This is a genomic window from Sphingobium sp. LSP13-1-1.1 (assembly GCF_040676415.1).
Taxonomy (GTDB): domain Bacteria; phylum Pseudomonadota; class Alphaproteobacteria; order Sphingomonadales; family Sphingomonadaceae; genus Sphingobium.
The window spans coordinates 97,017-117,389 of the sequence record NZ_JBEGHU010000056.1 but is presented as its reverse complement, the minus strand read 5'-3'; the positions used below and the strand labels follow the sequence as shown (position 1 = coordinate 117,389).

At 65.0% G+C, this 20,373-nt stretch carries 19 protein-coding genes; 14 read left to right on the top strand and 5 right to left on the bottom strand.

Annotated elements, in window-relative coordinates:
• The first annotated feature begins 4 nt into the window (after positions 1-4).
• The 3 genes from purD to MRBLSP13_RS19465 all read left to right on the top strand — a co-directional run bounded on the left by purD (position 5) and on the right by MRBLSP13_RS19465 (position 2,163).
• The gene (gene purD, locus MRBLSP13_RS19475) at positions 5-1,288 is read left to right on the top strand and encodes a phosphoribosylamine--glycine ligase (protein WP_363737923.1); all 1,284 of its coding nucleotides are present in this window, start codon (positions 5-7) and stop codon (positions 1,286-1,288) included.
• 64 nt (positions 1,289-1,352) lie between these two features.
• Positions 1,353-1,892, top strand: a complete 540-nt coding sequence (locus MRBLSP13_RS19470) for a hypothetical protein (RefSeq protein WP_363737921.1) — start codon at positions 1,353-1,355, stop codon at positions 1,890-1,892.
• Positions 1,879-2,163, top strand: a complete 285-nt coding sequence (locus MRBLSP13_RS19465) for a hypothetical protein (RefSeq protein WP_363756180.1) — start codon at positions 1,879-1,881, stop codon at positions 2,161-2,163. The genes MRBLSP13_RS19470 and MRBLSP13_RS19465 overlap by 14 nt, the downstream gene beginning before the upstream one ends.
• On the opposite strand, the gene MRBLSP13_RS19460 is transcribed toward MRBLSP13_RS19465, so the two are convergent.
• Positions 2,133-4,301 carry an AsmA family protein gene (locus MRBLSP13_RS19460; RefSeq protein ID WP_363756178.1) on the bottom strand — a complete coding sequence of 723 codons (2,169 nt, stop codon included), beginning with the start codon at positions 4,299-4,301 and terminating at the stop codon, positions 2,133-2,135. The genes MRBLSP13_RS19465 and MRBLSP13_RS19460 overlap by 31 nt on opposite strands.
• Before the next feature lie 158 nt (positions 4,302-4,459).
• Here MRBLSP13_RS19460 and rpmI point away from each other — a divergent pair, with 158 nt between their 5' ends.
• The 7 genes from rpmI to MRBLSP13_RS19425 all read left to right on the top strand — a co-directional run bounded on the left by rpmI (position 4,460) and on the right by MRBLSP13_RS19425 (position 10,382).
• Positions 4,460-4,663 (top strand): 50S ribosomal protein L35, encoded by a 204-nt coding sequence (rpmI, locus tag MRBLSP13_RS19455; RefSeq protein ID WP_007689506.1) that lies wholly within the window; start codon positions 4,460-4,462, stop codon positions 4,661-4,663.
• 13 nt (positions 4,664-4,676) lie between these two features.
• Positions 4,677-5,039, top strand: a complete 363-nt coding sequence (rplT, locus tag MRBLSP13_RS19450; protein WP_007689504.1) for a 50S ribosomal protein L20 — start codon at positions 4,677-4,679, stop codon at positions 5,037-5,039.
• 94 nt (positions 5,040-5,133) lie between these two features.
• Positions 5,134-5,760, top strand: a complete 627-nt coding sequence (locus MRBLSP13_RS19445; RefSeq protein ID WP_363737915.1) for a LysE family translocator — start codon at positions 5,134-5,136, stop codon at positions 5,758-5,760.
• Between the two features lie 128 nt (positions 5,761-5,888).
• Positions 5,889-6,110: a hypothetical protein gene (locus tag MRBLSP13_RS19440; RefSeq protein ID WP_363756176.1), complete on the top strand. Its 222-nt coding sequence runs from the start codon at positions 5,889-5,891 to the stop codon at positions 6,108-6,110.
• Positions 6,111-6,160: 50 nt separating this feature from the next.
• Complete coding sequence (gene pheS / locus MRBLSP13_RS19435) at positions 6,161-7,264, top strand: phenylalanine--tRNA ligase subunit alpha (RefSeq protein ID WP_363737912.1); 1,104 nt, start codon at positions 6,161-6,163, stop codon at positions 7,262-7,264.
• Positions 7,261-9,675, top strand: coding sequence for a phenylalanine--tRNA ligase subunit beta (gene pheT / locus MRBLSP13_RS19430; RefSeq protein WP_363756174.1), 2,415 nt, complete (start codon positions 7,261-7,263; stop codon positions 9,673-9,675). The genes pheS and pheT overlap by 4 nt, the downstream gene beginning before the upstream one ends.
• A complete protein-coding gene (locus MRBLSP13_RS19425; protein ID WP_363756172.1) occupies positions 9,672-10,382 on the top strand; it encodes a DUF4386 domain-containing protein in 711 nt (236 codons plus the stop codon). Before pheT ends, MRBLSP13_RS19425 begins: the two co-directional genes overlap by 4 nt.
• Here MRBLSP13_RS19425 and MRBLSP13_RS19420 read toward each other — a convergent pair.
• Positions 10,330-10,854: a hypothetical protein gene (locus tag MRBLSP13_RS19420; RefSeq protein WP_363756170.1), complete on the bottom strand. Its 525-nt coding sequence runs from the start codon at positions 10,852-10,854 to the stop codon at positions 10,330-10,332. The two genes, MRBLSP13_RS19425 and MRBLSP13_RS19420, sit on opposite strands and share 53 nt — an antisense overlap.
• A 96-nt stretch (positions 10,855-10,950) precedes the next feature.
• On the opposite strand from MRBLSP13_RS19420, the gene MRBLSP13_RS19415 reads away from it, so the two are divergent.
• The 3 genes from MRBLSP13_RS19415 (at position 10,951) to MRBLSP13_RS19405 (ending at position 14,112) form a co-directional block, all read left to right on the top strand.
• Positions 10,951-11,835 (top strand): aldose 1-epimerase family protein, encoded by an 885-nt coding sequence (locus tag MRBLSP13_RS19415; RefSeq protein ID WP_363756168.1) that lies wholly within the window; start codon positions 10,951-10,953, stop codon positions 11,833-11,835.
• A gap of 119 nt (positions 11,836-11,954) precedes the next feature.
• On the top strand, positions 11,955-13,520 hold the full coding sequence (locus tag MRBLSP13_RS19410; RefSeq protein ID WP_133653222.1) for a peptide chain release factor 3: 1,566 nt from the start codon (positions 11,955-11,957) through the stop codon (positions 13,518-13,520).
• 19 nt (positions 13,521-13,539) lie between these two features.
• Entirely contained in the window at positions 13,540-14,112 is a 573-nt protein-coding gene (locus MRBLSP13_RS19405; protein WP_363756165.1) for a DUF3237 family protein, read from the top strand.
• Between the two features lie 37 nt (positions 14,113-14,149).
• Here MRBLSP13_RS19405 and MRBLSP13_RS19400 read toward each other — a convergent pair whose 3' ends face one another.
• The 3 genes from MRBLSP13_RS19400 to MRBLSP13_RS19390 form a co-directional block, all read right to left on the bottom strand.
• Entirely contained in the window at positions 14,150-16,156 is a 2,007-nt protein-coding gene (locus MRBLSP13_RS19400) for a TonB-dependent receptor (protein WP_363756163.1), read from the bottom strand.
• Positions 16,157-16,223: 67 nt separating this feature from the next.
• Positions 16,224-16,556 carry a hypothetical protein gene (locus tag MRBLSP13_RS19395; RefSeq protein ID WP_363756161.1) on the bottom strand — a complete coding sequence of 111 codons (333 nt, stop codon included), beginning with the start codon at positions 16,554-16,556 and terminating at the stop codon, positions 16,224-16,226.
• A 182-nt stretch (positions 16,557-16,738) separates the two neighbouring features.
• Positions 16,739-17,662, bottom strand: a complete 924-nt coding sequence (locus MRBLSP13_RS19390; RefSeq protein WP_363756159.1) for a LysR family transcriptional regulator — start codon at positions 17,660-17,662, stop codon at positions 16,739-16,741.
• Positions 17,663-17,899: 237 nt separating this feature from the next.
• Between MRBLSP13_RS19390 and MRBLSP13_RS19385 the strand changes: the two genes are divergently transcribed.
• Complete coding sequence (locus MRBLSP13_RS19385) at positions 17,900-20,356, top strand: TonB-dependent receptor (protein WP_363737896.1); 2,457 nt, start codon at positions 17,900-17,902, stop codon at positions 20,354-20,356.
• Positions 20,357-20,373 lie beyond the last annotated feature (17 nt).

The following is a 20,373-nucleotide window of genomic DNA, read 5'->3' as shown; positions in this document are numbered from 1 at the left end:
CGAAATGAACATCCTTCTGTTGGGCGGCGGCGGCCGCGAACATGCTCTGGCGTGGAAGCTGGCGCAATCGCCGGCGCTCGACACCCTTTATGCCGCGCCGGGCAATCCCGGCATAGCCCAGCACGCGACATTGGTCGACCTTGATGCCGCGGATCATCGCGCCGTGGTCGATTTCTGCCTGCGCCACAGCATCGGCCTGGTGGTGATCGGCCCGGAAGCGCCGCTGGTCGACGGACTTGCCGACAATCTGCGGGTCAAGGGCTACCCGGTCTTCGGCCCCGGCAAGAGGGCAGCGCAGCTTGAGGGGTCCAAGGGCTTCACCAAGGATCTGTGCAAGCGCGCAGGCATCCCGACCGCCGCCTATGAACGCGTCAAGAGCAAGGACGGCGCCATCGCCGCGCTGGACGACTTCGCGCTGCCCGTGGTGATCAAGGCGGACGGGCTGGCGGCGGGCAAGGGCGTGATCATCGCGGAAACCCGCGAGGAGGCGCTGGAGGCGCTCGACACCATGTTTTCCGGCGCATTCGGCGCGGCGGGTGAGGAAGTGGTGCTGGAGGAATTCATGACGGGGGAGGAAGCCAGCTTCTTCGCCCTGACCGACGGCAGCGCCATATTGCCCTTCGGATCGGCACAGGATCACAAGCGGGTGGGCGACGGCGACACCGGCCCCAATACCGGCGGCATGGGCGCCTACAGCCCGGCCCGCGTGCTGACGCCCGAACTGGAAGCGCAAGTGATCGCGACGATCATCCGTCCCACGGTCGACACGCTGGCCGCCGAAGGAACGCCCTATAGCGGCGTGCTCTATGCCGGGTTGATGCTGACGGCCGAAGGGCCGAAGCTGATCGAATATAATGCCCGCTTCGGCGATCCCGAATGCCAGGTGCTGATGATGCGGTTCGACGGCGATCTGGTTGCGCTGCTGCTTGCCGTGGCGGAAGGAAGGCTGGCGGACCAGGGACCGGTGCAACTGGCGGACCGCGCCGCGCTCACCATCGTCATGGCCGCGAACGGTTACCCCGGCACGCCCGACAAGGGCGGCGCGATCACCGGCATCGATGCGGCGGAGGCCGGCGGCGCGCGGGTTTTCCACGCCGGGACGACAGAGCGGGACGGCATGATCGTCGCCAATGGCGGCCGCGTGCTCAACGTCACGGCGACCGGCCCGACGGTGAAGGCGGCGCAGCAGGCCGCCTACAGCGCGGTCGACGCCATCTCCTTCCCGACCGGCTTCTGCCGCCGGGACATCGGGTGGCGCGAAGTGGCGCGGGAGGAAGCGCAGCGCTGATCCCCTTGCGGCGTGCGCTCAACCGTCCTTAAATAAGGCAAATTCAGACAGGGAGGGACAAGCGATGCAAGAATTCTTCATGGACTATGGCCTGTGGCTGCTGATCGCGCTGCTGGTCATCATCGGCATCGTTTTCCTGCTGTCCGGGCGCAACCGTCCCAGTGAGCCTTCCATTCCCGCCGAGTCGAAGCCGGTGGCGGTGGCGGCGCCTGTTGCCGCTCCGCCGGTTTCCGTGCCGGTCGAGACGAGCGCGCCCGAACCGGCGATGGCCGCTCCGGCCGCCCCCTCGCCCGCGCCCGCGCCGGTCGAACCTTTGGCGCCGGTTCCTGCCCCCGATTCACCGGCGGCTGCCGCGCCGTCCGGCGATGCCGACGACCTGCTGAAGCTGAAGGGGGTCGGCCCCAAGCTCAACACGCTGCTGATCGAACTGGGGGTCACGCGCTATGCCCAGATCGCGGGCTGGAACGATGCCGACATCGCCGCGATCGACGCCAGGCTGGGCAGCTTCAAGGGCCGTCCGGTGCGCGACCAGTGGATCGACCAGGCAAAATATCTCGCCGCCGGGGATGTTGCCGGCTTCGAAGCCAAATATGGCAAGATCTGACGGGTCAGGCCGGCAGCGGCGATGGGGTCAGGGATGGCGCCGCCGGCCCCTGTCGCTGCTGAAGGATGGCAAGCTGGGCGACAATTATCAGGCGGACGGCGTGCATATGAATCCGGCCGGATATCGCATCTGGGCCAATGTCGTGCGCCAGCGGCTGAACGACGTGCTGCCGCCCGTGACGATAGGCCGCTGCGTCCGTCAAGGAGGCGCGGTGCCCCCCTCCCGGACCGCGGCGGATGATCAGAAGATGCCGAGAAACTTCTTTTCCTGACGCCTGTTTTCCCGGACGTTTCCCTTGCCCGCCTCATCCTTGGCCGTGGTGCCGTGGCCGACATCGTCGCGGGGCTTGCCGCCTTTGGTGCGCTGGGCCGCCGCGGTCGCGCCGGCGAGCACCGGGCCGCAGGCGGCGCTCTTTGCGTCCCCGACATCAACAAAGGCAAGGACGGAGGCGAGCGGGGTCGCGGCGATGCCCAGGGCGGCGGCTGCTCCGCCGCGCGCCACCAGCTCGGGGCTGATCACGTCGATGCCGGGCCGGGCGAACGTCCCGTTGATGCCGATGGGTGACTGGCCGGAAAACAGGCTGAACTTCTTGCCGTCCGCGCGGAAGGCGAGGTCCAGGCTCTCATTGCGGAAGGAAAAGCCGCCCCGGCCCAGCATCACATTCTTTCGTGTGTCGATGATGATCGGGTCAGCGGCCGCCACGCCGTCGCGCACGGTGAAGGCGATCAGCCCGCAATTGATCTCCACCGGGTCCTTGAGCTTCCTCTGGAACATCTTGGTGATGAAGGTGCCGATGTCGAGTTCCGACAGCTGGACGTTGCGCGCCCACATCGAACCGGCCGGCAGGATGACCGCGATGCGGCCGTTGGAGGCGCTGAGCGAATCGTGCAGCGTGTTGCCGAGGCCGGTCATCTGGACGCGCGCCTTGATCGTGCCGGTGGTGCCCGATTCCTCGACGCCCCAGCGGGCGAGCAGCTTGCCCATCGGCGTGGGCGACAGGCGGATGTCGTAACTGGTGCGAACCGGCTGTGTCCGGGCGTTGATGCTGATGTCGGAACTGACATGGCCGCCCGACATGTCGAAGGTCAGCGGTGACAGGGTGAGCAGGCTGCGGTCGAGCGAGAGGGTGAGGCCGATATTGGACACGGGCACATTGTCGGCGCGGATGCGGCCTATGTCATAGCGCAGCCGGGCATCGAAATTGCGGAGCACCTCCACCCGCAGCGGCGCATCGGGAAGAACGCGCGGCGCTCCATCCACGGTCTGGATCGCGCCGGCCTTGCCCTGCTTCGCCAACCGCTCGGGATCATAGCCGATGAAGGGACCGACATCGACGATATCAAGGCTGCGGGTGGCAAGGGCGGCCTTCAGCAGCAGGCGATCATCCGGCTGGGACACGGTCATGCGTCCCGCCAGATCGCTGTCGCCGAAGCGGCCCTTGAGATGGGTGAAGCGCCACTCGCCATCCACCTTGGTCAGGGCGGAGGTGAACCGATAGGCGCGGGTTTCGGGGATGGCCACGCCCAGGAAATCGAACAGCCGGGCAAGATTGGGTCCGTGGGTGACCAGGCGCAGGTCCGCGCCCTCTATCTCCGTCGCGCCGGGTAGCGTGCCGCTGACCTCCAGCACGGTCGCCCCCGCCTGGGCATGTAGGGCAAGCTGGTTCCTGCCGCCCGTCACCATTTCATCGGGCGAGAGCAGGCCGCCGCGCAATGTGAAGGGGCGGCCCCGCATCGTGCCGGCACCAGAAAAGCGCACATCGCTGGCGAAGCGGGTATCTTGCGCTTTCACCGTCTCGAAGCCCAGATCGGCGGCAAGCTGCATGCGGGGATCGCGATAGCGCAGCGTCGTCCCGGTCAGCGCGGCGCGACGGATCAGCGGCAGGTTGAGCGGCTCACCCTTCCTGAGGGGGTCGCCGAAAGTCCATGTATTGCTCCTGCCGTCGCGCGACCATTCGAGATCGACGGCGGCGTTGCGCAGTTCCAGCCAGCGCAGTCTGTACCTGTCCCCGAACAGCAAGCTGAGCGGCGCGATGCGGCTGTCGATCAGGTCGGCGCGGAAAAAGGCGGGCCGGCTGGCCCAGCGCGTATTGGCGATGACCATTTGCCGGGCGCGGAACTTGATGGTGACGGGGTCGAAATAAAGCTGGAAGTCGCCGCCGACGCGAACCGGGCGCTCCAGGCGGCTGCTGACGATCCGTTCGAAGGGATGTTTGAGGAAGCGGCCCTTTGTGATGAAGAGGATCAGCCAGAGCGCGAAGAATATGCCGATGATCCAGAGCAGGATGCGCGCCGGCAGGGGGAGCCTTCGCCAGCCCTCGCGCGCGCGCCGGACATAGTGGCGCGTGCCACGGGGATGCGGCGCACCGCTTGCCGGCATGTCCGGCCGGAGGGGATCGGCGTCGGCCATGGCGGTTGAACGCCGATCCGCCTTTTTGGGTCCGAATCGCTTGCGTTCGGCAATGCTTCCGACTATGGGCCGCCCTTCGCGATATTCGGAAGGACCGCCCGGCTAACTAGGGCTGCCGTGGCTGTTCGTAATCGTCGCGCTTTGAAAAGGAGACGAAAATGCCCAAGCTCAAGACCAAGAGCGGTGTGAAGAAGCGCTTCAAGTTCACCGCTTCCGGCAAGGTCAAGCACGGCGTCGCTGGCAAGCGTCACCGCCTGATCAGCCACAATGCGAAATATATCCGCCAGAACCGCGGCACTTCGGTCATGTCCGACGCCGACGTGGCACATGTGCGCCTCTGGGCGCCCTACGGCCTGAAGTAAGGAGTAGAGGCACATGGCACGCGTAAAACGTGGTACGACCACCAAGGCGAAGCATAAGAGGATTCTGGATCAGGCGAAGGGCTATTATGGCCGTCGCAAGAACACGATCCGCATCGCCCGCCAGGCCGTCGAAAAGGCCGGCCAGTACGCCTATCGCGACCGCAAGGTCAAGAAGCGGACCTTCCGTGGCCTGTGGATCCAGCGCATCAACGCCGGCGTCCGCGCCGAAGGCCTGACCTATTCGCAGTTCATGCATGGCCTGAAGCTGGCCGGCGTGGAACTGGACCGCAAGGTTCTGGCCGACATCGCGATGCACGAGGGCGAGGCGTTCAGCGCCATCATCGCCCAGGCGAAGGCTGCGCTGCCCGCGGCCTGAGCCGGATCGGTCGCAAGATCGTCCAAAAAGGGGCGCCGGGGCAGATGCCTTCGGCGCCCCTTTTCGTTTCTGTCACCCTTGAAGGGAGCGTCCCATGTCGCTGCATGTGTGGTGGTTGTATGTCACGGCGGTTTTCCTGATCTCGGCCACGCCGGGACCGAACATGCTGCATGTGATGACCCAGAGCATTCACCATGGGCCGCGACGGGCGATGATGACGATGGCGGGCCTGATGAGTGCGGTGCTGCTCTGCCTGATTGCGTCGGCGCTGGGGCTGGGAGCATTGCTCAAGGCATCGCCCCGACTGTTCGACGTGCTGCGCTATGCCGGCGTGGCCTATCTGATCTGGCTGGGCGTCAAGGCCTGGCGAGCGCCGGTGGGCGACGCGGGCGAGGTGGGCGCGACGCGGGCTGGAGCGAAGTCGGCTGGGGCGCTTTATGGGACCGGGCTGCTGACGGGTCTCAGCAACCCCAAGCTGATCATCTTTGCCGCCGCGCTGTTTCCACAGTTCATCGATACCGCAAGGCCCTTCAGCGTGCAGCTCGCGATCCTGGTGGTCAGCTTCGTGGTGATCGAAAGCTTCTGGTACAGCGTCTATGCGCTGGGCGGCATGAAGCTGAAGCGCTGGCTGGCGCCTGTGAACCGGCAGCGGCTGTTCAATCGCGGTACGGGGGTGATGTTCATCGGCTTTGGCGGGGCCTTGCTGGGCGCGCGGGCCTGACCGCCATCATCGTTCCCGTGCGCGGGAATCCATCCGACAGCCTGCATCCGCGCCAGTCATGAAACGGCACGCTTTGCATCGAAGGGACGTCAAATCGCCTTCAACGGCGGCATCAGCATCGTTCCGGCTTGATTGAAGGCTTCACAAAAGACTACGGCGTGCACCGGCTGATGTGGTTCGGGAACGGCGGTTCGATGGAAGAGGCGATCCGGCGCGGGAAGCAGATCAAGAAGTGGAGCAGGCAGGGGACGATCGACCTGATCGAGCGGGATCATCCCGAATGGCGTGATCTCGCCCTTGATCCGGTTTTTGAGCCTCTGGAGCGTCGGGGCGTCGATTGGGCGCCATGAAATTTGAATAGTGCGGGAGATGGGTTCCCGCCTTCGCGGGAACGACTGTGATGAGTGAGACTGCCAATCTGAAAGCCGGCCTGATCGCCGACATCGCCGCCGCCGATACGCTGGAGGCGCTGGAGGCGCTGCGCGTCGGTGCCATGGGCAAGAGCGGCGTGGTGACGGGGCTGCTCAAGACCCTTGGCGGCATGAGCCCGGAGGAGCGGCTGGAGAAGGGACCGCCGATCCAGGACCTGCGCGAAAGCGTGACGGCGGCGCTGGCCGACAGGAAGGCCGCGCTGGAGCAGGCGGCGCTCGATGCGAAGCTCGCGGCCGAAAAGATCGACATGACCTTGCCCGCCGAAACGGGTCCGCAGGGGTCGGTGCATCCGGTCAGCCAGGTGATGGACGAGCTGGCGGAGATTTTCGCGGACCTTGGCTTCTCCGTCGCGACCGGGCCGGAGATCGAGGACGATTGGCATAATTTCACCGCGCTCAACATTCCGGAGACCCATCCGGCGCGGGCGATGCATGATACCTTCTATTTCCCGGATGGGCCCGATGAGAATGGGGCCGGGAAGAAGATGCTGCTGCGCACCCATACCTCCCCCGTGCAGATCCGCACGATGATGAACGCGGCGCCGCCGATCCGCATCATCGCGCCAGGCCGGGTCTATCGGTCGGACAGCGACGCGACGCATACCCCGATGTTCCATCAGATCGAGGGGCTGGTGATCGACAAGGGCATCACGCTCGGCCACCTCAAATGGACGCTGGAAACCTTCCTGAAGGCATTTTTCGAGCGTGACGACATCGTCCTGCGCCTGCGGCCCAGCTATTTCCCCTTTACCGAGCCTTCGGTCGAGGTCGATGTCGGCTATACGCTGGTGAGCGGCCAGCGGGTGATCGGCGGCGACGGCGATGCGCCGGGCGGCGGTTGGCTGGAAGTGCTGGGCAGCGGCATGGTCAACCGCCGGGTGATCGAGGCATGCGGCCTTGATCCGGACGAATGGCAGGGCTTTGCCTTCGGCACCGGCGTCGACCGGCTCGCCATGCTGAAATATGGGATGAACGACTTGCGCGCTTTCTTCGACGGCGATCTGCGCTGGCTGAAACATTATGGTTTTTCGGCGCTGGACGTGCCGACGCTGAGCGGAGGAGTGGGCGCATGAAGTTCACGCTGAGCTGGCTCAAGACGCATCTCAACACCGATGCCGACCTGCCGACGATCCTCAAGGGCCTGACCAATATCGGGCTTGAGGTCGAGGGCGTGGAAAATCCGGCGGAAAAGCTGGGCGCCTTCCGTATTGCGAAGGTGCTGACGGCGGAACGCCATCCGCAGGCGGACAAGCTGCAGGTGCTGACCGTGGACGCGGGCGACGGCGCCCTGCAGGTCGTCTGCGGCGCGCCCAATGCGCGGGCGGGACTGGTCGGCGTGTTCGGGACTGAGGGCGCGGTGGTGCCGGTCAATGGCATGGTGCTGAAAAAGACCGCCATTCGAGGCGTCGAATCCAATGGCATGATGTGTTCGTTCCGTGAACTGGAACTGGGCGAGGATCATGACGGGATCATCGAACTTGGCGCCGACGCGCCGGTGGGACAGGTCTATGCCGAATGGGCCGGGCTGGACGATCCGGTCATCGACGTGTCGATCACGCCCAACCGGCAGGATTGCATGGGCGTGCGCGGCATCGCGCGCGATCTGGCGGCGGCGGGCCTGGGCACGCTGAACGCGCTGATCGTGCCGACGATCGAGGCGGCCGGACCCGGACCGGACGTGCGGATCGAGGATGCCGATGGCTGCCCCGCCTTCTTCGCGCGCACGGTCAGGGGCGTGAAGAACGGCAGTTCGCCCGAATGGATGGCGAAGCAGTTGAAGGCCATAGGGCAGAAGCCGATCAGCACGCTGGTCGACATCACCAACTATATCATGATCGATCTCGGCCGGCCGCTGCATGTCTACGACATGGCGACGCTGAAGGGCGGGCTGGTCGCGCGGCACGGGCGGCCAGGCGAGCAGGTGCTGGCGCTGAACGGGAAGACATACGCCATCGACGACAGCATGACCGTGATCGCGGATGACGAGGCGGTGCACGACATTGGCGGCATCATGGGCGGCGAGCATTCGGGCGCGCAGGACGGCACGACCGACGTGCTGATCGAATGCGCCTATTTCACGCCGGAACGGATCGCGGTGACGGGGCAGAAGCTGGGGCTGACCAGCGACGCCCGCGGACGGTTCGAGCGCGGGGTGGACCCCGCCTTCCTGGACGACGGCCTGTCGATCGCGACCTATCTGGTGACGCATCTGTGCGGCGGCAGCGCCAGCGAGGCGACGCGCGCCGGCAATCCGCCCGTGGTCGCGAAGACCGTGACCTACGATCCGGCGCAATGCCTGGCGCTGGCCGGGGTCGACGTGGCGGACGCCGAGCAGAAGCGCATCCTGGAAAGCCTGGGCTTCGCGGTGGAAGGCCATGACGCCACCTTCGAATATCAGGATGGCGTGCCGGTCACGACCCCGGCCACATGGACCGTGACGGTGCCGAGCTGGCGGCGCGACGTCGACGGCTGGCCCGACATTGTCGAGGAAGTCGTGCGCATCGTCGGGCTGGACCAGGTGCCCTCCACCCCCCTGCCCCGCGCCCCCGGCGTCGCCAAGCCGACCGCCACGCCGGAGCAGGCGATCGAGCGGCGCGTGCGCCGGACGGCGGCGGCGCGCGGCCTTGCCGAAGCGATCAACTGGTCCTTCATCTCGGAAAAGGAGGCCGCTGCGGTCGGTGGCGGAGCATGGACCCTGGCCAATCCGATTTCGGAGGATCTGAAGGTCATGCGGCCTTCGCTGCTGCCCGGCCTGCTTTCCGCGGCGCGGCGGAACGTGGATCGCGGCGCGGCTTCGGTGCGGCTGTTCGAACTGGGCCGCCGCTATCAGGCGGACAAGGAACGGGCGACGGTCGGCTTCGTGCTGGCTGGCGAGAAACTGGCGCGAGGCTGGCAGACGGGGAAGGCGCAGCCCTTCACCGCCTTCGATGCCAAGGGCGAGGTGACGGCGCTGCTCGCCGCGGCGGGCGCGCCCGTCGCCAATCTCCAGAGCTTCGGCGAGGCATCCGGCGCCTATCATCCGGGCCAGTCGGGCACGTTGCGGCTGGGGCCGAAGACGGTGCTGGCGGAGTTCGGCGTGCTGCACCCCAGCCTGGCCAGGCAGTTCGGGCTGACCGGCACGGTGGTCGCGGGCGAAATCTTCCTGGACGCGATCCCCGCCAAGCGGGCCAACGGCTTCATGCGCGCGCCCTATGCGCCGCCTGCCCTTCAGGCGGTGAAGCGCGACTTCGCCTTCCTCGTCGATGAAGCCGTCGAAGCCGACGCACTGGTCCGCGCCGTCAGGAACGCGGACAAGAAAGCGATCGTCGACGCGCGGCTGTTCGACGTCTTCGTCGGCCCCGGCGTGGACGAGGGCAAGAAGAGCCTGGCCGTCGAGATCACGCTGCAACCCGGCGAAAAGAGCTTCGCGCAGGAGGAGCTGGACGCGATCAGCGCGGCCGTGGTGAAGGCGGCGGCAAAGCTGGGCGGCACGCTGCGGGGATGAGACTGTTCGCCGGGATGGAGGGGAAAGCGCGGCTCGCCGGCCTTTTCCTTCTCGGCGGCATGGCGGCGCGCGGCGTGGGGGAAGCCATGATCCGCGCCGCACTGGTCGTGCCGGGTTCCGGGCGGGAAACGGCGCGGAACATCAGGGACTTTCCCTGGGCCTATCGCATGGCGGAGGCGAGCGACCTGGTCATGATCTGCGCCATGCTGGCGGCGACCGTGCTGCTTTACGCGCTGTTCGCGCCGGTGGGGAGGCATGTCGCGCGGATGGCGGCGCTGCTGTCCGTCATCGGCATCGCGGCGCTGGCGGCAGGCGGCATCCTCGCCATGGCGCCGATCGTCCTGCTGGATGGGGCGCCGCATCCGGGCATCGGCATGGCGCAGACCTATTCCCTGGTGGAACTGACCCTGCTGCTGCGGGATCAGGTTCAGCATGTCGCGCGCATCCTTCTGGGGCTGGGCCTGCTTCTGACCGGGTTGCTGGCCTATCGCTCGCGGTGGTTTCCCCGCGCATTGGGCGCGGCGCTGCTGTTCGGCGGCTCGCTCCAGGCGGTCGTCCGGCTGGTGACCCTGATCGCGCCGGACCTGGCCGACGCGACCGTCATTCAGGCCGACATCGTGGCGGTGCTGGCGGAGGCGGTCTTCGCGCTATGGCTTATTTTTTCGGCTCGTCGGCCTTTTCCTCCGCCGTCGGCGGCGGGCTCATGATCTTGCACCCCTTGGCGTCGGCCAAGCCGCGCAGATAGCCGCGCCGGGCTATGCCGGCCGTGACGGCGGCTTGCAGGCGACGCTCGGCCGGCGCGGCGCCGCTGATTTCCCGCACGAGGCCGCGGAAGGGGATGATCGAGTTGACGATCGTCTTGCCGACTGCCTCCGCGATCTTGCCGGTGCGGTTCTCGTTCGCCTTCTGCCCCACGGTGAAATCAGGGCCAAGCACCAGGTTGAGTTCATCGAGCGAGTCCTTGAGCGCCTTGCAGGTCCGTACGGGCGGGCGCTTATAGGGGTCTTCGACCGCCTGCTGGAGCACGTCGGGAATCTTGTCCTTGTCGATGCCGACATCCCGCGCCGGCTGGGTCGCGATGCTGCCCGCCTTCTTCAACGTATCGTCCTTCTTCTCCTGTTCCTGGGCCAAGGCGCCTGTGGAACAGAGCAGAAGCGCAACCACGCCGATCCATTTCATCCGATTTTCTCCCTGCTGCTTCTTCAACCCCTTGAGATAGGGCGTGGTTCCGCGCCCGCATCGCCGCTATGCGGGAGGGTGAGGAGATTGCGGCATATGGCGGACGAATTCATCACCATCGGGTCGGGCGATATGAGCGCCGCCATCAACCCGCTGGGGGCGGAGCTCTGGTCGCTCAAGGACCGGCAGGGACGCGAACTCATGACCGATGCCGATCCGCGCTGGTGGACCGGCCATGCGCCGCTGCTCTTTCCCTTTGTCGGGCGATCGCGCGGGGACGTCTATCGCTTCGAGGGACGGGATTATCCCATGCCGCAGCATGGCTTTGCGCGGCGCAAGGTCTTCGATGTGGCCGACCGGAGCGGGGACGCCGTGACCTTCCGGCTGGAGGCGGATGCGGAGACGCGGGCGGTCTATCCGTTCGACTTCCGGCTGGACATGCGCTTTGCGGTGGAGGGGGCGGCGCTGCGAATGACCGCCACGGTCGTCAATCGGGGGACGGGCGCCCTGCCCTTCTCCTTCGGCTATCATCCTGCCTTCGCCTGGCCGTTGCCCTATGACGGGGCGGCGGAGGAGCACCGGGTGCTGTTCGAGAAGGCCGAACCCGCGCCGATCCGCAAGGTGGGGGACGAACCGGGCCTGATCGCCCGGGAGAGCATCGCCTCGCCGGTCGAGGGCAATCTGCTGGCGCCTGCCCATGCGATGTTCGAGGGCGACGCGCTGATCTGGGACCGGCTGGAGAGCCGCAGCCTGTTCTGGGGCGTGCTGGGCGGCAAGGGTCTGAGGATCGATTTTCCCGATACGCCCTGGCTGGGACTGTGGCAGAAGCCGGGCGCGCATTATCTCTGCGTCGAGCCGTGGGCGGGGATGGCCGATCTGGTGGGCTTTGCGGGAGATGTCTGGGAAAAGCAGGGGATCATGCGGCTGGCGCCGGGGGCGGAGCGGGCCTTCCGGATGGACGTGACTCTGGTGGACCGCTGATGCCTCTGTTCTTTTCCCTCATTCCCGCGTAGGCGGGGATCGACCCCCCGGCCCAGTTCCCGGCCTGACCGCCTGGCGCCGGCGCGGGGATGACGCATTTCCAGACAGAATGAAATTTCATGACCATCCCTTCCCGCCGCACCTTCGCCATCATCTCCCACCCCGACGCGGGCAAGACCACGCTGACCGAGAAACTGCTGCTGGAGGGCGGTGCGATCCATCTGGCCGGGGAAGTCAAGGCCCGCGGGGCGAACCGGCGCGCGCGATCCGACTGGATGAAGATCGAACAGCAGCGCGGCATTTCCGTGACCAGCTCCGTCATGACCTTCGAGCGGGACGGGATTACCTTCAATCTGCTCGATACGCCGGGGCACGAGGATTTTTCCGAGGACACCTACCGCACGCTGACCGCGGTGGATTCCGCCGTGATGGTGATCGACGCCGCCAAGGGCATCGAGCCGCAGACGCGCAAGCTGTTCGAGGTGTGCCGGCTGCGCAACGTCCCCATCATCACCTTCATCAACAAGGTCGATCGCGAAGGACGTGACAGCTTCGCGCTGCTCGACGAAGTGGCCGACGCGCTGGCGCTGGACGTGTGCCCGATGAGCTGGCCGGTCGGCATGGGCGGCGAGTTCGAGGGGATATACGATTTCGCCAGGAACCGTCTGCGCCAGCCTTCGGGCGCGAGCAAGGAATTTGAAGGCAAGGAGGCCGTCTTCTCCGGCGTCGACGACGACGCCCTGGCCGGGCATCTGTCCGAACAGGGGCTGGCGCGGCTGCGCGAGGAAGCCGAACTGGCAGTGGGCGGCTATGCCGATTTCGACCTTGCCGCCTATCGCCATGGCGACCTGACCCCGGTCTATTTCGGATCGGCGCTCAAGCTGTTCGGCGTGACCGAGTTGATCGACGCGCTGGCCGCCCATGCGCCGCCCCCGCGCGCCCAGCCCGCCGAACCCGCGCCGGTCGAGCCGGAGAACAGCGAAGTCACCGGCTTCATCTTCAAGGTCCAGGCCAATATGGACCCGCAGCATCGCGACCGGATCGCCTTCATGCGGCTCTGTTCGGGCAAGTTCAAAAGGGGCATGAAGCTGACGCCGAGCGGCAGCGGCAAGCCGATCGCGGTACATTCCCCCATCCTCTTCTTCGCACAGGACCGCGAGATCGCGGATGAGGCCTTTCCGGGCGACATCATCGGCATTCCCAACCATGGCACGTTGCGCGTCGGCGATACGCTGAGCGAGAAGGCGGGGGTGCGCTTCACCGGCCTGCCGAACTTCGCGCCGGAAATCCTGCGGCGCGTCGCGCTGAAGGACCCGACCAAGACGAAGCAGTTGCGCAAGGCGCTGGACGACCTTTCCGAAGAGGGCGTGATCCAGGTCTTCTATCCGGAGATCGGGTCGAACTGGATCGTCGGCGTGGTCGGACAGTTGCAGTTGGACGTGCTGATCTCACGGCTGGAGGCGGAATATAAGGTCGCGGCCGGGCTGGAGGCCTCCCCCTTCGATACCGCGCGCTGGATTTCGGGCGATGATGCGGCCGTCAGGGACCTGGTCGCGTTCAACGGCGCCAATATGGCCAAGGATCGCGACGGCAACATCGTCTTCATGGCGAAAAGCGCCTGGGATATCGGCTATCAGCAGGAACGCCATCCCAAGGTCAGGTTCAGCGCCACCAAGGAGCGGTAAGGCCGCTGGTGCAGGGGGCATGAAGCAGGAGGCAGGCGTGCAGGATTCCATGACGCGACGCGGCGTTCTTTCCGGAGCAGCGACAGCGGGGGCCCTGGCCGGCGCCGCCCCGTTTTCCCTGGCGGCCGCGGCCGACGCGCAGCCAGCGCCGAGACCGCCGCGTACCGAGTGGATCTATGACGCCGTCGTGCTGCTCCAGAAGGAAATACCGCATGGCCAGACGATCCGCGGCAAGCGCTTCCGCGTACCGATCATCGGCGGGGATTTTTCCGGGCCGTCGATACGCGGAAAGATCATACCGGGCGGGTTCGACTGGCAGCTCCTTCGTTCAGACGGCTATTGGGAGATCCAGGCGGAATATTTCATGGAAACGCATGACGGGGCGCAGATCCATGTGCTCAATCGCGGTCTCTGGCACAGCCCGAACGGCGACTGGCCGGCCGACTACAATATTTCCACGCCCCAGTTCGAGGCGCCCGACGGCCCCTATGCCTGGATGAACCAGTTCATCTTCACAGGGACGATCGGCCCGGCCGGAACGGCAGAAGCGCCGGGGGTGAAGCTGTCCATCTTCCGGCTGACCACGGGCTGAGGCCCGCGGGTCATTTCCTGCGCCGGGCGCCGGCGGATCAGAATGTCGAAAGTTTCAGTGTCGCCATGATCCTGCGGCCGGGCATGACGACATCATCCTTGTTGAGCGACGTGGCCAGGCGCTGCACGTCATTGGTGAGGTTCTGGCCGGTGATCCCCAGTTCGATGCCCGGATATCGGGCAAATGGCCTGAACGCGATCTGGCCGTCCAGCGAGACATAGGCCGGCGTCGGCGTATCGAATTGACCCGCCTTGTCCTGCCGTCCGGCATAGATGAGGTTGAAGCCGGCGTCGAGGCGATCACCCGACCAGTTCAACCCTCCCCCGATGCGATAGGGCGGTATGCGCGGCACATTATTGCCGTCATCCAAGGTCGCGCGGGTATAGTCCCCCAGCATGTCGAGGCGGAAGGTGCCATGATCGGTCTTGACCAGATCATAGCTGGCCTCCGCCTCCAGCCCCCGGAAATGGGCGCCCTGCTGCCGATAGTTCAACTCGCGCAGGCCGCCATTGCCACCCGCCGAGCAGATGCCCGCATCATCACAGGTCCGGCCCGTCAGATCGCCATAGATATAATTGCGGAACCAGCTGCTGTAGACGCTCCCGTCAAGGTGGAAGCCGCCGCTGCGGATCCGCAGGGTGCCCTCCAGCGAATTGGCCCGCTCCATCTTCAGGAAAGGATCACCCGTTTCGAAGGTGTCGGGGCCATCATGTCCGCCGCGCGCGAAGAGTTCGGCCATGGCGGGCGCCCGTCCCGTGCTGGAGAAGGTCATGCCCAGCTTGATCGCGGGGCTCACCGTATAGAGCGCGCCGACAGCCCCGCTGATCGGGGTGAATTCCCGCCTTGTGAACAGATCGGACGCCGGCGTACCGCTGATCTTCACATTTTCGATGCGGCCGCTGGTCTCCAGGTGCAGCCGGTCGCCCAGGCGGGTATCGGCGAAGAGATAGCCGGCGAAGCTTTCCATGGTCGAGGGGAAGAGATAGCTGCTGTCGTCGCCCACCGCCGAATAGTCGCGACGCTGATATTCCACACCCAGCGCCGAATTGTCGACAAAGCCGATCCGGTTGAGCAGCAATTCCGCCCGGCCGTTATATTCCTTGTTCCTGAAGGTGGTGAGAATGGTGCCATCCGGGTCCTTCTCATCATGCTTGTAGTTCGAATAGCTGCCGTCCAGACTGAGCGACTTGAACAGGCCGCTGCCCAGGCTGAATGACGACTTGGTCATGACCTTGGTCTGACGCATGTCGATATAGCTGCTGTCGCTCGGTATGCCGTAGCGGGCATCATATTGCGTCACGGCCACGCCGGCATGGCTGTCATTGCCCGAACCGAAGAAATAGGATCCGCCCAGCGATCCGCCATGTCCGTGAAAGAAGCTGTTCTGCTGGACGCCCAATGGCGTTTCATAATCGCCCGCGTCGCGGATGAAGCCGTCGGCATGCAGGGCGAACTGGCCCAGCGACGCGTCGACCATCCCTGCGCCCTGCCAGAGGTCCGACACGCTGCCATAGCTTCCTTCCACTTGTCCCGAAATCGGGTGTTCGGACAGGGCGTTGGGCACGCGGTTGTTGATCACGTTGACGACGCCGCCAATGGCCTGGCTGCCATAGCGGAGCGTCCCCGCGCCGCGCACGACCTCTATGCTCTGCGCCGCCAGCGGGTCGATGGGGATGCCATGATCCGGCCCTATGTCGGACACGTCGGAAACGCTCGTCCCATCCTCCAGGATGCGAACGCGGTTTGCGTCAAGGCCGCGGATGATGGGGCGGCTGGCGCCCGTCGCGAAACCGCTGGCGGCGATGCCCGGCACACGCGCCAGCGCATCGGAGATCGTGGCGCCGCCCTGACGGCGTATCTGGTCCGCATCGACCCTGGCGACGATGGAAGGGGTGTCGTCGCGTTCGTGCGCGATCGGCGAGGCGGTGACGATGATGTTGGCGCCGGGGTTCGTCCCGGCCGAAGATGAAGGCGCGTCATCCGCGAGCGCCGGGAAGGTCATGAACGCAGCCGCCGCTGCGCCCCCGAAAAGCATGGCACGCATGGGAATACTCCAGGAAATCGGTTTGATTCCCCGACAGGCGCGGTCACTTCGCCGCGCGCAGGGAATATCAGGCGATGAGAACCGGAGATTCCGGCGGCGCGCGGCTGTGCCATATATGACCTGTCGATGCGACGGTCAGGAAATGGAGCGAAACATCGTCATGCCGCACGTGAACCGGCGTCCGATTCGCCATCACGCGAACCGGCAGCGGCGGAGCAGACTCTGCCTGGAATTTCAGGTCGCAGAGCTTGCAATAGCTGAAAAGGAAAGCCGGTTTGCCCGGCTGATGCGCCAACCGCGCCGAATGGGACGGGGCGAGATGGTCGGCATGGCCGATTTCGCGATGGACCTGCACCGCCAGCATGGTGGAGATGCACATGGCCAGGATGGCAAGTATCACCAGGATGCTGGCGCGACTTCTTTCGGAACGGGATGAGCCCGGCGGGTTCAAATGGCTGGTTCCGAATGGTGAAGCACGATCCTGGCTCTACAAAAGGTCGGGGACCGGACACAAATTAAGATTATGTAATATTATCCCATAGCGTCGGCGCCCGCATCTTCAGGGCCGGTTTCGACCTGCCTTCATCCGTTGATCGGGATTTGCATGGACCGGGCAACAAGCCGGCGCAGCCAGAGCAGGGCGGGATCCTGTGATTGGCGCGCGCGCCAGGCCATGTGGATGGCGACGTCGGGAACGGCAACCGGCAACTCATAGACGGCCAGATGGCCCTTCTCCTCCTCCCGAAGAACAGCCGCCGGTACTACCGCGAGGAGGTCCGACCCGATCACGACGGATGCAACGACCATGAAGTGCGGCACGCGGAGCATGATCCTGCGGCGCAGGCCCATCGTTTCGATCAGGGAATCGACATTCGCGCCCGTGTCATGACCGACGTCGACGCCGACATGCGGCAGCGCAAGGAAGGATTGAAGCGTCAGCCCTCCCTGCAACGCCGGATGCGCCGCATCGGCGATGCAGACCAGCTTGGCGGTCTGGATAACCTCGCAATGCAATCTTTCGGGAAGGTTCGGGAAGACTCCAACGCCGAGATCGGCCGCGCCTGACAGCAGATGCTCTATGCCCTCGCGCGCTCCCGATGCCAGTATGTCGATGTCGATGCCGGAACCCTGCGCGCGAAGACGGGGGATCAGTTGCGGCAGCAGGCGAGCCGCGCTTGCGTCCGACATGGTCAGGGTGAAGCAACGGCTGGCCGTCGACGATTCAAAGGCCGGTTCGGTATCAAGCGCCGAACGCAGGCGGTCGAGGGCCCCACCTATCGGATCGGCAAGCGCCAGCGCGCGGGGCGTGGGCTCCATAACCCCCCGGCGCCGGGTGAAGAGATCATCGCCCAGCACGGCGCGCAGGCGGCGCAGCGCATGACTCATCGCTGGCTGACTAAGCCCGACCCGGTCGCCCGCGCGCGACAAATGACGATCCTTCATGAGCGCGTCGAAAATGACCATGAGATTGAGGTCTATGGAAGCCAGATTGAGCGGTGCCGTCATAGGAGGGATATAGCAGCCGCTGCCTGCAGCCCCAAGGGCATCGACCGGGCCGTTTTCGGGACAGCACCCCGGCGCGGCATCCAGCGCGCCGTCCCGCATGCCTCAAAAGAAACAATGCAAATCAGGCCACATTATTCATCCTGCGAATAATGCGGTGCGAACATGCGATTTGCCTGCGGCGTACAAGATGGATTTAATCCCGGAACAGAGGCTCAACGAGGGCCCAGGGGAGGATCCATGAAAACATTATTTCTGGTCGGCACCGCGATCGCCGCCATGTCGGCGCCCGTGCCGCTCGCAGCGCAGGAGGCAGCGCCGGATATTGCCCAATCCCATTCACTTGCTGGCCCGGCACCGTCTTCCGACGCGAATGGCGGGCTTGCGGACATCATCGTGACCGCGCAGCGCCGCGCCGAAACGGCACAGCGCGCAGCGGTCGCGATAGATGTTGTCTCGCCGCAGGAGCTGACCCGCGCGGGCGTCGTCACCGCCACCATGCTCAACGCGACGGTTCCTGCGCTTACGGTGCAGCAGGGAGGCGGCGCAAATACCACCTTCTTTGTTCGCGGTGTCGGCAATTTCACCAACAACGGCTACTCGGACCCGGCGATCGCATTCAACCTGGACGGCATTTATCTCGGCCGGCCGACCTCCACGACGGGCACCTTCTTCGATCTCGAGCGGATCGAGGTGTTGAAGGGGCCGCAGGGGACGCTTTACGGCCGCAATGCCACGGGTGGCGCCATCAACGTCATTCCGGCGAAGCCCCGGTTGGGAGAGCGAACCCTCTCTGTTTCCGGCAGTTTCGGAAATTACGATGCGATCGATGCCGAAGCCGCCGCCAATTTGCCGATCGGTGACAATGCGGCCATACGGATTGCCGGCAAGGTTGTAGACCGGAAGGGTTACAACGAAGACGGCACGTCCGACGAAGTGGGGCAGGCGGTTCGGGCGCAATTGCTGATAAAGCCCAGCCCGGCCGTCTCCATCCGCCTGAGCGGTGATTATTCGCATCAAGGTGGCGCAGGCGTCGGTGCGAGTTATGTCGGCACGGAAAATTTTACGCCTGGCACCCCGGCGACGTCCATCTCGCCGCCAAATTACAGCTTCACGGCTGCTGGCGTCGATCCCTTCAGCGGGCTCCTTTCGCCAGCCGGCAGCGCCTATTTTGGGCATGCCGTCATTCCGGGAACTTTCATCAATCCCGCCCCGCTGGCCTCCCCCTATCTGAATAACAGATATTGGGGACTGACGGCGGAGATCAACGCCGATGTGGCCGGAGGGACGTTGACGATCCTGCCATCCTATCGACGGGCGAAACTGGACAATCTGTTCAATGGTCCTTCATTCAGGGGCTCACTCAACAGTGAGGATGACCGGCAGTTCAGCACGGAGTTACGGTTCCAGGGTCCACGCCTGGGTCCGATAGACTGGCTGGTCGGCGGCTATTATTTCAACGAAACCGTAAAGGGCCTGTACGGGATCAATCAATATCAGATCATTTCCTTCCAGGACTTCACATCGAAGACGAAGTCCTATGCCGCTTTCGGCCGTGTCACGGCGCATCTGAGCGACAGTCTGAGATTCGTGGCGGCGGGGCGCTACACCCATGACGGCAAGGATTTCAACGGCGGGGCGGACACGCTTATCGACCTGTGCACCAATGCGCCGCCCCCATTCGGTCCCGGCTGCTTTGGCGGACCATCGCTACCCGTCGTCCAAACCCTGGCGCAGGTGCCCGGCGCGCCGGCCATGCCCGGCCCAGCCAATGCGGTTCCCTATGGCACCGCTGGCAATATCCTGTTCTACATTCCAAATCAGGTGAATGCGGGGATCGACAAGGGCCGCGTCACCTATCGACTGGCGGCCGAATATGACCTGGCGCCGGCTTCGTTGCTTTATGCCAGCTACGAGACGGGCTATCGTTCCGGCGGCTTTTCCAATGCGCCTGGACACGAAACCTTCGAACCGGAATATGTGGAAGCCTGGACCATCGGGTCGAAGAATCGCTTCTTCGATCGCCGCCTGCAGTTCAATGTGGAACTGTTCCACTGGCGCTACCGCAACCAGCAGGTGTCGCATTACGGGTTGGACGCCAATAACAGCACCAATTATTTTACCGAGAATATAGGACGCTCGACGATCAAGGGCGTCGATGTGGAGGCGCAGTGGCTGCTCACTCCAACGACGCGACTGAGCGGGACGGTCCAGTATCTGGACGCCAGGGTCAAGCGCTATACCTATAACAGCCCCCGCGATGCGACCTCACCGCCACCCGCGGTGGGCTGCGCCGTGACGCCGACGACAGCGAACGGCGCACCCGTCTATGCGATCGATTGCGCGGGCAAGCCGAGCTACAATTCGCCGCATTGGTCGCTGAACGGCGGGATCGAGAAAAGCATCGCGCTAGGCGCCCACAAAATCGTCCTGAACGGTGATGCGCGCTACCGTTCCAACAGCGTCATCGGCTTTGAATATCTGCCGCAGCAGAATAGCGGTGCGTTCTGGACATTCGACGCCTCCGCCACCTTCGGCGCGGCGGACGATCACTGGGCGGTCACAGGCTTCGTCCGCAACCTGACCGACAAGGCGGTGCCCCTTTTCACACAGTTCGTCGCTCCGGCCGGCGGGGTCATCTCTTCCATATATGCGCCGCCCCGCACCTATGGCCTGCGCGTCCGATACACATTCTGACAGATCCGGAGAGAGTG